The organism is Shewanella sp. SM73, assembly GCF_025653795.1.
Taxonomy (GTDB): Bacteria; Pseudomonadota; Gammaproteobacteria; order Enterobacterales; family Shewanellaceae; genus Shewanella; species Shewanella oncorhynchi.
This window is the reverse complement of sequence record NZ_JAKKRY010000022.1, coordinates 1-13,373: the sequence shown is the minus strand read 5'-3', so window position 1 is coordinate 13,373 and position 13,373 is coordinate 1. Positions and strand designations below refer to the sequence as shown.

Here is a 13,373-nt window from a genome sequence, read left to right as displayed (position 1 = left end):
CATTTATTCAACTAAAATAGTTATCGTTAAATTAAAATAATAAGCCACTCAAGGTGTTCTGTAGTCTTTGGAGTTGAGAATGGGCAATAACGCTTGGAATGATAAAAATAAATTTATTTGGCTTCTGTCTGTTTTGCTTTTGGTCGCCTTTTTAGTGACCAGCGGTATCAGTTACAAAGTGGCTCATGATTCACTGAGCCAGCAAATAGAGAGCAATACCTTACCGCTCACAAGTGACAATATTTATTCAGAAATTCAACAGGATTTGTTACGACCCATCTTTATTTCATCCTTGATGGCGCAGGATACCTTTGTTCGGGATTGGACCTTAAGTCATGAGCAAGAGCCCGAAAAACTCATTCGTTACCTTAAGGAAATCCAAGAAAAATACGGTACTGTCACTAGCTTTTTTGTGTCTGAGAAAAGTCGAAATTATTACCATTCCACGGGCATTTTAAAACAAATCCAAGATGTAGAGCCTGACGATGCTTGGTATTTTCGAGTGCGTTCTTTACCTGAATCTGAACATTATGAGGTCAATATTGATGCCGATACGGCAGACCGCAGTAAGACAACCGTATTTGTTAACTATAAAGTTTTTGATTTTGAAGGAAAATTCATTGGTGTTACCGGTGTGGGGTTGGCGGTTGAAAAGGTTAAAGCCTTAATTGAGTTATATCAAAAGCGTTATAACCGCCGAGTGTTCTTTACCGACCGGCAAGGTAATGTCACTTTGCATGGCGATCAATATGACGGTACGGATTCGCTGCAAACGAACGTAGGGCTTGATAATTTGGCTACGCGTATTTTAACCAGCCCAAGTGCCGCCTTCAGCTATCAGAAAAACGGGAAAACGGTTTATCTCAATAGTCGCTTAGTTCCTGAGTTTAAGTGGTATTTAATTGTTGAGCAGGAGGATGCGCCACAAGAGCGGGAACTGTTAAATACGTTTTGGGGTAATTTGGCGTTAAGCCTAATGGTGACTCTAGGTATTTTATTCATCTCAAACATGACCTTAGGTCGTTATCAGCGCAAACTAGAAATTATGGCGTCTACCGATAAGCTCACCGGCGCCGCTAACCGTCAGGTGTTTGATGAGTACTTTAGGCAGGCGTTAGATAAAGCTAAGCTGACACAATCGCCGATTTCAATACTCTTGTTGGATATCGACCACTTTAAAAAAGTGAACGACAGTTATGGGCATGGGATTGGTGACTTAGTATTAAAAACCATGACTAATATGCTGCGTGGTTTACTACAACAACAGGATATTTTATGTCGCTGGGGCGGTGAGGAGTTTTTAATTTTACTCCCTGAGATGGATTTATCCCGAGCGGCAGAACTGGCAGAACAGATCCGTGACCTCATTTCCCAGCGGAAAATTAAAGTGAATGGATTACACATTTCTATTACTGCCAGTATTGGTGTTGCTGAGCATCAAGTGCAAGAGCCCGCGGAGGACCTTATCAAACGTGCCGATCTGGCCTTGTATCAGGCAAAAGAAGCGGGCCGAAATCAAGTGGTGTTAAATCATTCATAGACTCTACTCGGTTCTTCTTGGCAGCAATGTTTAGCCTACCTTTGTGGGTTATGGCGCGGGTTGATTGTGTTATTGGCGTATCGCGGTTTACACTCTGACAGTAATGCGCGATAGGTCATTGATTTGGAGTTGCAGATGTCAAAGTTGTTGATTAATAAGTTGTCTGGATTGTACTTAGGAACCCATCTTCAAGAGATGTCCGGTGTTGCTACGGGGATTGATGGTAAGCAAGCGGCTCAACAACTGTTAGTGCATATCGACCATGTTGAAGGGGACGCGCAGGCCGATCCAAAACACCATGGCGGCCTTGATCGCGTGCTACATCATTTCCCCCGCGAGCACTACGGCCAATATCGTCGTTGGGACTTAATCACCCAGCTCGAAGATGCGCCCAGCATGGGAGAGAACATTAGCACAGTTGGACTGAACGAAACTCAAGTCAATATTGGCGATATCTTGCAAATTGGCGCAGTAAAAGTGCAAGTGACTCAGCCGCGTTCACCTTGTTTTAAATTGAATCTGCAATTTGGTCACAGAGAATTCGCCCTCGCCATGCAGCAAAGCCAATTATGTGGTTGGTTTTATAGAATCTTAACCCCAGGGATTATTCAGTTAAACGATAAGATTGAATTAGTTGAGCGTCGTACTGATATCAGTGTTGCCGAGGCCATGTCACTCTATTTCTCGCCAACGTTTAATGCCAGTGCCTATGATCGTTTAGCTTCCTGCGAGGGATTAGCGCTGAGTTGGGTTAATAGCCTACAACGCCGCTTAGCATTACAGACAGTAGAAGATTGGCAAATGCGTTTATATGGGCCGAGTGGAAAATAAGGCTTTATATTCAAAATGATAAAACAGGGATGACCTATGATTGAACCCGTTACAAAAAGTGATAAAGATTTTGGCTTACTGGTATACGCCTCAAGTTTTATTGGATACTTAGTGCCGTTGGGCTCTATTCTTGGTCCTTTGATCATTTGGCTGATGAAGCGTGAAGAGTCCGCATTTGTCGATCAATGTGGCCGTAGTTGTTTGAACTTTAAATTGAGCCTGTTGATTTATGTGATCATCAGTGGCGTATTAGCTTTGGTCGGAATAGGTTTCATCTTTTTAGCCATACTCGGCATATTCGATCTGGTGTGTACTGTGCTGGCGATTATTAAGGCCAGCGAAGGTAAAGTGTATCGCTATCCATTAACGATTAAATTTATTGCTATGGATTAATTGTCTCTGCGAGTTAAAGAAAAACGCCTTAGATGGAAACATCTAAGGCGTTTTTTATGGCGTAAGTTTTAAGGTCTTACACCTTAAACTTGGCCACTAAGGTATCTAAGCGGTGTGACAGTTGATTCAAGGCTAAACTCGCCTGTGCCGCCGCTTGTGCAGTATTGGCAGTACGTTGAGTAATGTCATTGATTTCAGTGACGTTACGGTTGATGTCCTCCACAACTGTAGATTGTTCTTCCGTTGCCGCAGCAACTTGGATGTTCATGTCGCTGATAAGACCAATGCGATCGCTAATGCCAATTAACGATTTGCTGGCTTCATCGACGGCTACAACGCCTTCGTGGGAGCGGGTACGACTCTGGGCCATCGCATTAACCGCGCGGCTGGCTTCCGATTGCAGCTTGTCGATCATGCCTTGCACTTCATTGGTCGATGCTGCTGTGCGTGAGGCTAAGTTACGTACTTCATCGGCCACGACAGCAAATCCGCGTCCAGCTTCGCCGGCACGTGCTGCTTCAATGGCCGCGTTAAGTGCTAACAAGTTAGTCTGCTCAGAGATAGCGCGGATCACATCTAAAATACCACCGATGGATTTAGTGTGGGTCGCGAGGGACTCAATCACTTCACCCACTTGGCCAACGTCTTTCGACAATTGGTTAATGGTATCGCGGGCACGGGTTACCACAACTTGGCCGCTGCTGGCTTCAGTATCAGCATCTCTGGCGGCAACCGCAGCTTGGGCGGCATTACTGGCAATTTCGTTAACCGTCGCGCCCATTTCATTAATGGCCGTTACCACCATCATAGTGCGATCTTTCTGCTCGTGGCTGTCTTCTAAGGTTTGCTGTGCCTGATTCGACACATCCTTAGCCGAGAAACCAAGCTGTTCGCTGGTTTGTGCCACTTCGATGACAGATTCCTGTATCTTGCTGATAAAGCTGTTAAATCCCTTGGCGAGTTGCGCAATTTCATCTTCACCATTGACAGGTAGACGTTGGCGTAAGTCACCTTCACCTTCGCCTATGTCGTGGAACATGGCGGCAACTTGTGCAATAGGACGACTCACAGAACCTGCCACCACGATGGCGAGTACAATAAAGCCCGCTGCAATGATTAGCGTCCAGATTAAGATCTGATAAGCCGCTTCGGTTAATAGTGCGAATACTTCGGCCTCTGGCACCTGTGCGACTAAGTACCAATCCATAGATGCGATATAACTACTGGCAACCAGCATGTTTTCGCCATTGATTTTGGTATTGATCAGATTGAAATCACTGCGGTTTAATAATGAGCTTGAACTCGCATCCTTGTATAAGTTGCTTAGGCTGCTCTTACCAATTTGGCTCGTATCTGGGTGGAGTTTTACCTCACCTTTAGCATCCACTAAGTAGACTAAACCAGTTTCTTCAATCTTAAACGAGCTCAGCAAACGCACCATGTCATCGAGTGATTTAGCGAGCCCGACTAAGCCGCGACCATTGGGTTGTTGGTAGTTGATGAAGAGTTTGACTTCGCCGTTGGCCTCAGTAAATACGTTCAACATACGTTCTTGGCCACTGTCTCGGTAACCAAAAAACCAGCCGTCCTGCGCAGGAGTGAGCACGCGCAAAAACCCATCCTGAGTGTAGTAGGCGGCAGTTTGTCTGTCGGCGTAGGAAGCTTGCGCTAGCTTATACTGACGAGTGATGTCTTTGAGTTGTGCTACGACTTGGGTTTCTTGGGCCTGTGGTCTACCGTCTTCGAGCCATTGCAGTAACATGCGGCTACTGGCCAATTGTTCTGCAGCATTCATTAAAGTGGAAATGTCGAGATCGATCTTATTGCGAATTTGCATCATTAAGCTCGGTAATTCCGAACCTAACATCCTTTGTTGTACGACATTTTTCGCGCTACGTTGGCTTAATACGCCGACGAGTATGGTCGACAACAGTACTGCAAATGTCACTGTTAACAGAATTTTCTGCTTAATGGTGAGGTTATTAAATATCATAAATATCAATATGCCTGTGTTGGACTATTTTGAGTTATCGGTCAACGCACTCTTGTACGGTAAAAGATTATCGGACAGAAATGTTAAAAGTTAACCTTAGTCTAGGCCGGTTGCCGAATAAAACAGCGTATAGAACACTTATTTGGCCTAACCTGTTGGTCTTGCTGTAGATCTAATTATGTAGAGTATAGATGGAAATGAGATGGTGATTGAAAACGAACTCTTTTTTGTGTGGCAATTGTGGCCAATGTCGCGAGTAAGGGCAAGCAAAAAAAGTGAACTATTCGTGTAAAAGGTGAAAAAAAGGCGCTCCATTGAGCGCCATTATTTACATTTATCATCCAAATGTTACATGTTGGGGTAGTTTGGACCACCACCGCCTTCCGGTGTAACCCAAGTGATGTTTTGGCTCGGATCTTTAATGTCGCAGGTTTTGCAATGAATGCAGTTTTGCGCATTGATTACAAACTTGGGTTGACCCGCCTCTTCGACGATTTCATACACGCCGGCTGGGCAGTAACGCTGTGCTGGCTCATTAAACTGAGTCAAGTTAATGCCCAGTGGAATGCTGCTGTCCTTGAGACGTAAATGGCAGGGTTGATCTTCCTCATGATAAGTGCTCGACAGATACACTGAGGACAGTTTATCAAAGCTAAGCTTGCCATCGGGTTTTGGATAATCAATCTTGCTGTAAGCGCTCACAGGTGCCATTTGCGCATAGTCTGGGTGCTCATCACGCAGTGTGATAGGGAACTTTCCGCCAAACCAGTTTTGATCTATATAGTTGAATGCGCCGCCTAAATAGGTACCAAATTTGTGCATTGCTGGACCAAAGTTGCGGGATTTATGCAATTCTTCGTATAGCCAGCTTTCTTCAAGGTGGGTTTGGTAACAGTCGAGATCTTTACCGCCTTCAACCCCTGCCATCATGGCTTTACCTAAGGTTTCTGCTGCAACAATCCCGCTCTTCATCGCAGTGTGAGTGCCTTTGATTTTAGCAAAGTTCAACGTACCCGCGTTGCAGCCTATGATAAGCCCACCAGGAAAACTCATCTTAGGTAGTGAGTTTAAGCCGCCTTTAGTAATCGCGCGGGCGCCATAACTAAGGCGTTCGCCACCCGTTAAATACTTAGCAATCACAGGGTGGGTTTTATAGCGCTGGAATTCGTCAAATGGGCTCAGATGCGGATTTTTGTAGTTCAGATCAATAATAAGGCCGACCGCAATTTGGTTATCTTCCATGTGATAAAGGAAGCCGCCACCCGATGCGCCCTCGGTTAATGGCCAGCCACCTGTGTGAACGACTTTGCCTTGTTCGTGTTGCTCGGCGGGGACTTTCCAAATTTCTTTGAAGCCTAAACCGTAATGCTGTGGTGTTTTACCATTATCTAAATGGTATTTTTCGATAAGTTGCTTGCCTAAGTGGCCGCGGCAACCCTCGGAGAAAACGGTATATTTAGCATGCAACTCCATGCCTGGCATAAAGCTGTCTTTGGGTTCGCCATCGGCACCCACTCCCATATCGCCAATCAAAATACCTTTAACGCTGTTATCGGCGTTAAATAGCAGTTCACTGGCGGCAAAGCCGGGGAATATTTCGACACCGAGTTCTTCTGCGCGATTGGCAAGCCAGCGGGACAGATTACCGACGCTGATAATAAAATTGCCGTCGTTGTGCATGGTTTTTGGCACAAAAGCATTAGGCATGACTCGGCCGTCGGTGGCTGAGCTGAGTAGGTAGATTTCGTCGTGGGTGACAGCGGTTTTTATTGGGGCACCTTTTTCGCGCCAGTCGCTGAATAGCTCGTCTAGCACTTTTGTCTCGAACACTGCGCCTGACAGAATATGCGCGCCCACTTCTGAGCCTTTTTCTACCACACAGACGGTAATTTCTTTACCTGAATCCTGTGATATTTGCATTAATCGACATGCCGTGGCCAAGCCAGCTGGACCAGCACCGACGATAACAACATCGAATTCCATTGATTCGCGTTCCATCAGTTCACCTCTTCCTTCACGTTTCCCCGATTTTTATCGAGTGTTGTAGTTTGTAAACGGGCGTTTTATTGCTTGCACCACCTTACCTGAAAATAAGATAAGGTCACAGTGGATTAAGCTGCTGTTTAGTCTAATTCAATACAAATCTTTAGGTGAGGACTGTCACAGATTATTCACGCTAGCGTGATCTAGGTTAATAAATACCTGTTTAGGGGTATAGCTAGTGAGTACTTTCGGCCTATAATCACCGACGACGGTTCTCCGAGCTTGCCTGCCTAAGTCGAAAGATATGGAGGTGTAGCCGTGGTAATAATGCCACCGGGGTGGGATAAGAAATGCTCTCACCTCCCACACTTGGAAAGGTGATCATGTCTCAATTACAAGACAGCTTTGGTCGGAAATTTCACTATTTACGGATGTCAGTCACTGACGTTTGTAACTTCAAATGCAGTTACTGCCTTCCTGATGGTTATCATCCTGAAGGTAAACCAAAATTCTTATCTCTCAATGAGATAGAAAACTTAGTCTCCGCATTTAGCCAAGTCGGCACCCAAAAAATCCGCATTACAGGCGGTGAACCTACCCTGCGTAAAGACTTTACCGACATCATTCGTGTCGTCGCTGATAACCCGCGCATTCATACTATTGCGACGACCACTAATGGATATCGACTCGAAAAGCATGCCAAAGAATGGTTCGATGCTGGCTTGCGTCGTATCAATGTGTCCGTGGATAGTTTAGATCCCAAAATGTTTTACCAGATCACCGGCGAAAATAAGTTTGACGAAGTGATGCGGGGGATTGATGCCGCTTTGTCGGCAGGTTTCGAGCGAGTAAAAATCAACGCCGTACTGCTTAAAGGTTTAAACGATAAAGATTTGCCACGTTTTTTACACTGGATTAAACACACGCCAATCGACCTGCGTTTTATCGAGCTGATGGAAACGGGTCTTGGTCGTGAGTATTTTGAAGCCCATCACCTAGCGGGCGCCGACATCAAAGCACAGTTACTGGCAGATGGCTGGCAATTAGATACGCCAAGTGCCTCCGATGGTCCAGCCCAAAATTTCAGCCGCAGCGATTATCAGGGCCGTATCGGCTTGATCATGCCCTATGCCAATAATTTTTGTGCTACCTGTAACCGTTTACGGGTATCTGCTAAGGGTAAATTGCACTTGTGCCTCTTTACGGAATCCGGTGTCGATTTACGTGATCTGCTACAGCATTCTAACCAGCAAGCGGAATTAATTGAGCGTCTGCACGGTCAATTAGCCCAGAAGAAAGAAACCCATTACTTGCATCAAGGCATCACAGGTGTCACTCAGCATCTTGCCTCTATTGGCGGCTAGACCTGATTTTAGGTCTGTTGTCATAGCCAATTTAGCGCGAGTATAAGCACAATTTCCCTTGTACCCTGTTTTGACCTCAATTAAAGGATCGCTCCGATGAGCAATGTATTTACTCATATTAATGCCGATGGCAATGCCCATATGGTCGATGTAACTGAAAAAGCCGTTACCGAGCGCGAAGCCCGTGCAGAAGCTTTTATCGAGATGGCGAGCACGACACTCGAGATGATCATGAGTGGTAGCCACCACAAGGGTGATGTGTTTGCGACCGCGCGTATTGCGGGCATTCAAGCCGCGAAAAAAACCTCAGACCTTATCCCTCTCTGCCATCCGCTGATGCTAACGAAAGTTGAAGTCGATTTAGAGGCACAACCTGAACATAACCGCGTGCGTATTACTAGCCTGTGCAAGTTATCCGGCAAAACGGGCGTAGAGATGGAAGCGTTAACTGCAGCTTCAGTGGCGGCGTTAACTATCTATGACATGTGCAAGGCCGTGCAAAAAGATATGGTGATCTCCCAAGTCCGTCTGTTGGAAAAGCGTGGCGGCAAGTCGGGACATTTTAAGGTTTAGCGTATCAAAAACGAGAGAAGACTATGATTAACGTGTTGTTTTTTGCTCAAGTTCGAGAATTGTTGGGCACAGCTAAATTAAGTCTAGAGGCGAGCGAGCAGACTCAAACTGCCGAAGCGTTACGGGCAACGCTGGCGGCAACCGACGACAAATGGGCTAAAGTATTAACCTCTGACAAATTGCTGGTGGCGGTAAATCAGACCATTAGTCAATGGGATACGCCTGTAAACGATGGTGATGAAGTCGCCTTTTTCCCACCGGTTACAGGAGGTTAATATGCGTTTATTACCCGCAGTTCGAGTGCAAGAGGTCGATTTTAGTGTTTCTGACGAATATCGCCAGCTAGCTCAAGATGATAGCGATGGTGCCGTAGTCACTTTTGTCGGCAAAGTACGTGATTTTAACGATGGGACCGCGGTGACAGACTTAACCTTAGAGCACTATCCGGGTATGACCGAAGCCGTGTTAGAACAAATCGTTGCCGAGGCGCGTAGCCGCTGGCCGCTCAATAAAGTGACGGTTATTCACCGTGTCGGTACTATGGCTCTGGGTGAGCAGATTGTGTTTATCGGCGTAACCAGCGCCCATCGCAAGGCCGCTTTTGCTGCTTGTGAATTCTTAATCGACTTTTTAAAAACCAAAGCGCCATTCTGGAAATTAGAAGCGGGCGAGCAAGGTAAAAGTTGGGTTGAAGCGAAAGATGCCGATGAACAAGCGGCTAAGCTATGGCAACACAAAGACTAGTCGCGTGGCAGAGATACTCGTAGTCGCAACGCAGCTTGCCAGTTTAAGTCCCGCGCGAATATTGCACTAAGGTGACCCAATGCAGAGTTTGACCCGTTTCTTCCATACCTGTGTTTTTGCATTACTCTGGTGCTTGGCGGTCGCGCCATCTAGCAGCCGAGCGGCTGATAATACAGCGATTCCCGCAATTGCCGCTGCCTCAGATTTACGTTTTGCCCTCGATGATATTAGCCAAAAATTTACCAATGAAACTGGGCTAAAAGTAAAAATATCCTATGGGTCATCGGGCAATTTTGCTACTCAAATCCAAAATGGTGCGCCCTATGAATTATTTTTATCTGCGGATGAAAAATATATTCAGCAATTGCATAGTGCTGGCGTTACCCGCGATGTCGGCGTTCTTTATGCCCAAGGGCAACTCGCTATTGTTGTACCGAAAACCGGTCGTTTGTCCGTTGATCCTGAACTTAAGGGGTTAGCCGAAGCACTCGCTGCAGGAAAAATTACCCGTTTTGCTATTGCTAATCCTGATCACGCTCCCTATGGCGAAAAGGCCAAAGAAGCATTGCAGTTTGTGCAGTTGTGGGATGCGATTCAACCTAAATTGATCCTTGGGGAAAATGTGTCCCAAGCAGGGCAGTTTGCGATTAGTGGTTCAACCCAGGGCGGGATTATTGCGCTCTCTTTAGCTATGTCTCCTACTTTTGCCAAACATAGCGATTACGCCATAGTGCCAGCAAAAATGCATAGTCCACTGTTTCAGCGTATGGCATTAATGGCCAAGGCGGGTGAAACTGCTCAGCATTTTTACGATTATTTAAGAGCCGATAGTGCTCGTCGTGTTTTGGCCGATTATGGTTTTTCATTGCCAGAGCAACCATGATGGATTGGCAGGCACTTTGGTTATCGGTCAAGCTGAGTGGCATCACAGTTTTAGTGTTGATTCCTCTAGCTATATTGGCTGGACGGGCATTAGCCTATCGTCAATTTGTCGGCAAATCTTGGGTCGAGGCGCTGATCATGGTGCCCTTAGTATTACCGCCGACTGTGATTGGTTATTACTTGCTGGTGGGGCTTGGCAGTCAAAGTTGGCTCGGACAATGGATTGAGCAAGTCATGGGTCAGCAACTCGTGTTTCACTTTTCAGGTCTGGTTATCGCCTCTGTTTTAGTTAATATTCCCTTCGCTGTGCAGCCGATACAACGCGCCTTTGAAACTGTACCTAATGATGTTCGCGACGCAGCCGCTTGTTGCGGCATGAGTCGACTTAAAATTCTACTTAAAATTGAATTGCCTATGGTGTGGCCGGGTGTGCTAACGGCATTAGTTCTGTGCTTCTCCCATGTGCTTGGGGAGTTTGGCGTTGTGCTGATGATGGGCGGCAATATTGCTGGCGAGACTAAGACGATTTCGATTGCAATTTATGACAGTGTGCAATCATTCGATTTTAATGCCGCTGGCACTATGTCATTAGTCTTATTGCTGTTTGCCGTGACGGCGTTAGCACTAACAACCAGTCTATCGCGGCGTTTAGGAGGTCAGCGTGGTGCAAATTATCGCTGATCTGCAGTGTCAGATCCAAAATCATAAACACATTAAACTCAACGCCGATTTTCGCTGTAAAGCGGGTGAAGTACTTGCTGTGGTCGGGCCGTCTGGCGGTGGAAAAACCACACTGCTACGGATGATCGCTGGGTTGAATCATCCCGATACGGGACAAATCCACTTTGGCGATCGGCCTTGGTTTGATGATAAAGCGCGTATCGCCTTAAGCCCGCAGCAACGCCATATCGGTTATATGCCGCAGCATTTTGGGCTATTTCCGAATCTCACTGCCTTAGAAAATGTAGTCGCTGGGCTTGATCATATTCCCAAGGCGGAACGCATACCGCGCGCGAAAGATTGGCTCGAACGGGTCAATCTACAGGGATTACCCGATCGATTACCGGCGCATTTATCGGGCGGCCAGCGCCAGCGCGTTGCGCTTGCCAGAGCGCTTGCTCGCGAACCGTCGGTTTTGTTGCTGGATGAGCCTTTTTCTGCGGTGGACAGGGAAACTCGCGAGCGATTATACCTTGAGCTTGCGCGCCTCAAAGAGCAGTTACTCTGCCCAGTGATTATGGTCACCCATGACTTAAATGAAGCCTTACTGCTGGCTGATTCGATGATTTTGATCAGCCAAGGCAAGATGCTGCAGCAAGGTGCACCTTTCGAGGTGTTATCGCGGCCACGAAATGAAGCTGTGGCTAGGCAGATGGGGCTAAGAAATATTTTTGATGGTGAAGTGGTATTTCAAGACAGCATTAAAAATCTCACTTGGCTTAAATTTGGTGAGCAGCTAATTGCCTGCGACTATGGCAAAGAGCGCCCTGTGGGAAGTCGAGTCCGTTGGGTTATCCCCAATCAAGGTATTCGTTTTAATTCGATTTCCAAAGGGCGTTTATGCCGCAGTTTTAATAAATTAGATGTCACGATCGACGCTATGCTGGTGATGGGCGAATCCGTTCGGCTTATCTGCTACGTCACTGGCACCCCATTACAACTTAACACCGAAGTCTCGCTGCATTTTGCCCAAAAGCTTGCTCTTACTAAGGGGATGCAAACTACGGTGGCACTCAAATCCGAACAAATTCATATTTTGGAATAGCTTAGTCCACCATGATAACTCTGAGTAAACCAGCCACCATTTAGGTGCGATTTCGCATTATCGCGTCTAGCTCAGTTATCAATTGGGCTATTGTCGTTTGAAATTGAGCCAATTCCGCTTCAGCATTATTATTTCCCTGTTGCCTCATTTTTTCTTCGAGTATCCAAGCGTGCTCTGCTATTGATGTGAGCCCTAACATACTGATAGTTCCTGCACATCTATGGATCTTATCCGCAAGTTGAGGTGTTTTAAGTTGAATATCCTGAAGTGAGGTTTCGAGCTCAGTTTTAAACATTAATAGCATTTTGCTTAATGTCTCTTCCCGACCAAAGGCATCCTCTAATATTTTTATATCGATAAGTGCTGGTTTTGCAGACGGTAGCCATTTCAAAAGCATTTTATACAGCTCATCTAAGTGCAGTGGTTTTGCCAGTAAGTCATCCATCCCAACTGCCATGCACCTTTGCTTCTGCTCATTTAGCACGTTGGCCGTGAGTGCGATGATGGGAATATGTTGCCCCTCGATTTCCTGCGATCTCACTTGTTGGCAAAAAGTGTAGCCATCCATCACTGGCATGCGGCAATCGCATAACACTAAGTCATATTGAGTCTTTTGCATGAGGGCGAGCGCTTGGGCACCGTTATCTGCGATATCGCATGTTAGGCGTAACTGTTTCAGCTGTCGCTGCACCAATATCTGATTAAGTTGATGATCTTCAACTAATAATATTTTGCATTCTGGCCAGTTAAACTTAAATTGAATATCCCTTTGCGGGGTTGAGACTATAGTATCAATCCACCCCATGTTGATGTAACAAATATCCTTCACAGCTTGCGATGTTAAGGGATTTGCATTCAATAAACATTGCTCATTTTGATATCTATAACCCAGTGCTTCATTAAAGTGAGTGCAGAGTATGTGTTGCCGGTCATCCGAAGCATTATCAGTAAACAACAGGTCTGCATTGGCTTTATTCTCTGTTAATACAATGCCTAATGAAGCTAAATGCCAAGATAAAGTGTGGCGTAGTTTTATATCGCCGATGGCGATATATGCCTGTCTCTTGATCAGATCTCATAGCGTTTTTCCGGCTTCAAAAAGGGCTTTGGCTAATCGATAGCCCTTTACTTGAGCCTGAAGATCATCCCATCCTTCCCAAATCGTGGTCCAGCTAGCCATTCCCGTGCGCTTGCTATCATTAAAGCCGCCTAATTTCGCCAGAGACTGATAGGCCCACTTCATATTTGGTGCCTCTTTGCCTTTGTGCGCCCTTGGCTTGTAGAGCGCCATCAGTACTCGCCATT

General features: G+C 46.0%; 13 protein-coding genes, 1 pseudogene and 1 riboswitch. Of the genes and pseudogenes, 10 read left to right on the top strand and 4 right to left on the bottom strand.

The genetic code is table 11. The annotated features are described in order from the left end of the window. Nucleotides 1–79 precede the first annotated feature (79 nt). From L5M51_RS21325 to L5M51_RS21315, 3 genes are all read left to right on the top strand, one after another. Nucleotides 80–1,540 carry a diguanylate cyclase gene (locus L5M51_RS21325; RefSeq protein ID WP_263174527.1) on the top strand — a complete coding sequence of 487 codons (1,461 nt, stop codon included), beginning with the start codon at nt 80–82 and terminating at the stop codon, nt 1,538–1,540. Between the two features lie 135 nt (nt 1,541–1,675). Then, complete coding sequence (locus L5M51_RS21320; RefSeq protein WP_168826415.1) at nt 1,676–2,371, top strand: MOSC domain-containing protein; 696 nt, start codon at nt 1,676–1,678, stop codon at nt 2,369–2,371. A gap of 36 nt (nt 2,372–2,407) precedes the next feature. Continuing rightward, nucleotides 2,408–2,764: a DUF4870 domain-containing protein gene (locus L5M51_RS21315; RefSeq protein ID WP_105251079.1), complete on the top strand. Its 357-nt coding sequence runs from the start codon at nt 2,408–2,410 to the stop codon at nt 2,762–2,764. A 76-nt stretch (nt 2,765–2,840) separates the two neighbouring features. Here the strand turns inward: L5M51_RS21315 and L5M51_RS21310 are convergent, their stop codons facing one another. Next, nucleotides 2,841–4,757 carry a methyl-accepting chemotaxis protein gene (locus L5M51_RS21310; RefSeq protein ID WP_105251080.1) on the bottom strand — a complete coding sequence of 639 codons (1,917 nt, stop codon included), beginning with the start codon at nt 4,755–4,757 and terminating at the stop codon, nt 2,841–2,843. A gap of 348 nt (nt 4,758–5,105) precedes the next feature. Further along, on the bottom strand, nt 5,106–6,755 hold the full coding sequence (locus L5M51_RS21305) for an electron transfer flavoprotein-ubiquinone oxidoreductase (protein ID WP_131525127.1): 1,650 nt from the start codon (nt 6,753–6,755) through the stop codon (nt 5,106–5,108). A gap of 247 nt (nt 6,756–7,002) precedes the next feature. Continuing rightward, nucleotides 7,003–7,136: riboswitch (molybdenum cofactor riboswitch) on the top strand. On the opposite strand from L5M51_RS21305, the gene moaA reads away from it, so the two are divergent. The 7 genes from moaA (at nt 7,124) to L5M51_RS21270 (ending at nt 12,068) form a co-directional block, all read left to right on the top strand. Beyond that, nucleotides 7,124–8,104, top strand: coding sequence for a GTP 3',8-cyclase MoaA (moaA, locus tag L5M51_RS21300; RefSeq protein WP_105251082.1), 981 nt, complete (start codon nt 7,124–7,126; stop codon nt 8,102–8,104). (Overlaps the previous riboswitch by 13 nt.) A gap of 96 nt (nt 8,105–8,200) precedes the next feature. Next, nucleotides 8,201–8,677: a cyclic pyranopterin monophosphate synthase MoaC gene (gene moaC, locus L5M51_RS21295; RefSeq protein WP_006079755.1), complete on the top strand. Its 477-nt coding sequence runs from the start codon at nt 8,201–8,203 to the stop codon at nt 8,675–8,677. Nucleotides 8,678–8,700: 23 nt separating this feature from the next. Continuing rightward, nucleotides 8,701–8,952, top strand: coding sequence for a molybdopterin synthase sulfur carrier subunit (gene moaD / locus L5M51_RS21290; RefSeq protein WP_006079756.1), 252 nt, complete (start codon nt 8,701–8,703; stop codon nt 8,950–8,952). 1 nt (nt 8,953) lies between these two features. Continuing rightward, nucleotides 8,954–9,421, top strand: a complete 468-nt coding sequence (gene moaE, locus L5M51_RS21285; protein ID WP_168826423.1) for a molybdopterin synthase catalytic subunit MoaE — start codon at nt 8,954–8,956, stop codon at nt 9,419–9,421. A 79-nt stretch (nt 9,422–9,500) separates the two neighbouring features. Continuing rightward, nucleotides 9,501–10,304 (top strand): molybdate ABC transporter substrate-binding protein, encoded by an 804-nt coding sequence (modA, locus tag L5M51_RS21280; protein ID WP_113941348.1) that lies wholly within the window; start codon nt 9,501–9,503, stop codon nt 10,302–10,304. Further along, on the top strand, nt 10,304–10,984 hold the full coding sequence (modB, locus tag L5M51_RS21275; RefSeq protein WP_219255078.1) for a molybdate ABC transporter permease subunit: 681 nt from the start codon (nt 10,304–10,306) through the stop codon (nt 10,982–10,984). The genes modA and modB overlap by 1 nt, the downstream gene beginning before the upstream one ends. Further along, nucleotides 10,965–12,068, top strand: a complete 1,104-nt coding sequence (locus tag L5M51_RS21270) for an ABC transporter ATP-binding protein (protein WP_219254995.1) — start codon at nt 10,965–10,967, stop codon at nt 12,066–12,068. Before modB ends, L5M51_RS21270 begins: the two co-directional genes overlap by 20 nt. A 40-nt stretch (nt 12,069–12,108) precedes the next feature. Here the strand turns inward: L5M51_RS21270 and L5M51_RS21265 are convergent, their stop codons facing one another. Both L5M51_RS21265 and L5M51_RS21260 read right to left on the bottom strand, forming a co-directional pair. Then, the gene (locus L5M51_RS21265; RefSeq protein WP_263174522.1) at nt 12,109–12,927 is read right to left on the bottom strand and encodes a response regulator; all 819 of its coding nucleotides are present in this window, start codon (nt 12,925–12,927) and stop codon (nt 12,109–12,111) included. A 216-nt stretch (nt 12,928–13,143) separates the two neighbouring features. Further along, nucleotides 13,144–13,373: pseudogene (locus L5M51_RS21260) on the bottom strand (IS4 family transposase); the annotation flags it as partial.

Coding starts and splice junctions, on each gene's coding strand:
- L5M51_RS21325 (WP_263174527.1), top strand. CDS start 80: ATGGGCAATAACGCTTGGAATGATAAAAATAAATTTATTTGGCTTCTG.
- L5M51_RS21320 (WP_168826415.1), top strand. CDS start 1,676: ATGTCAAAGTTGTTGATTAATAAGTTGTCTGGATTGTACTTAGGAACC.
- L5M51_RS21315 (WP_105251079.1), top strand. CDS start 2,408: ATGATTGAACCCGTTACAAAAAGTGATAAAGATTTTGGCTTACTGGTA.
- L5M51_RS21310 (WP_105251080.1), bottom strand. CDS start 4,757: ATGATATTTAATAACCTCACCATTAAGCAGAAAATTCTGTTAACAGTG.
- L5M51_RS21305 (WP_131525127.1), bottom strand. CDS start 6,755: ATGGAACGCGAATCAATGGAATTCGATGTTGTTATCGTCGGTGCTGGT.
- moaA (WP_105251082.1), top strand. CDS start 7,124: ATGTCTCAATTACAAGACAGCTTTGGTCGGAAATTTCACTATTTACGG.
- moaC (WP_006079755.1), top strand. CDS start 8,201: ATGAGCAATGTATTTACTCATATTAATGCCGATGGCAATGCCCATATG.
- moaD (WP_006079756.1), top strand. CDS start 8,701: ATGATTAACGTGTTGTTTTTTGCTCAAGTTCGAGAATTGTTGGGCACA.
- moaE (WP_168826423.1), top strand. CDS start 8,954: ATGCGTTTATTACCCGCAGTTCGAGTGCAAGAGGTCGATTTTAGTGTT.
- modA (WP_113941348.1), top strand. CDS start 9,501: ATGCAGAGTTTGACCCGTTTCTTCCATACCTGTGTTTTTGCATTACTC.
- modB (WP_219255078.1), top strand. CDS start 10,304: ATGGATTGGCAGGCACTTTGGTTATCGGTCAAGCTGAGTGGCATCACA.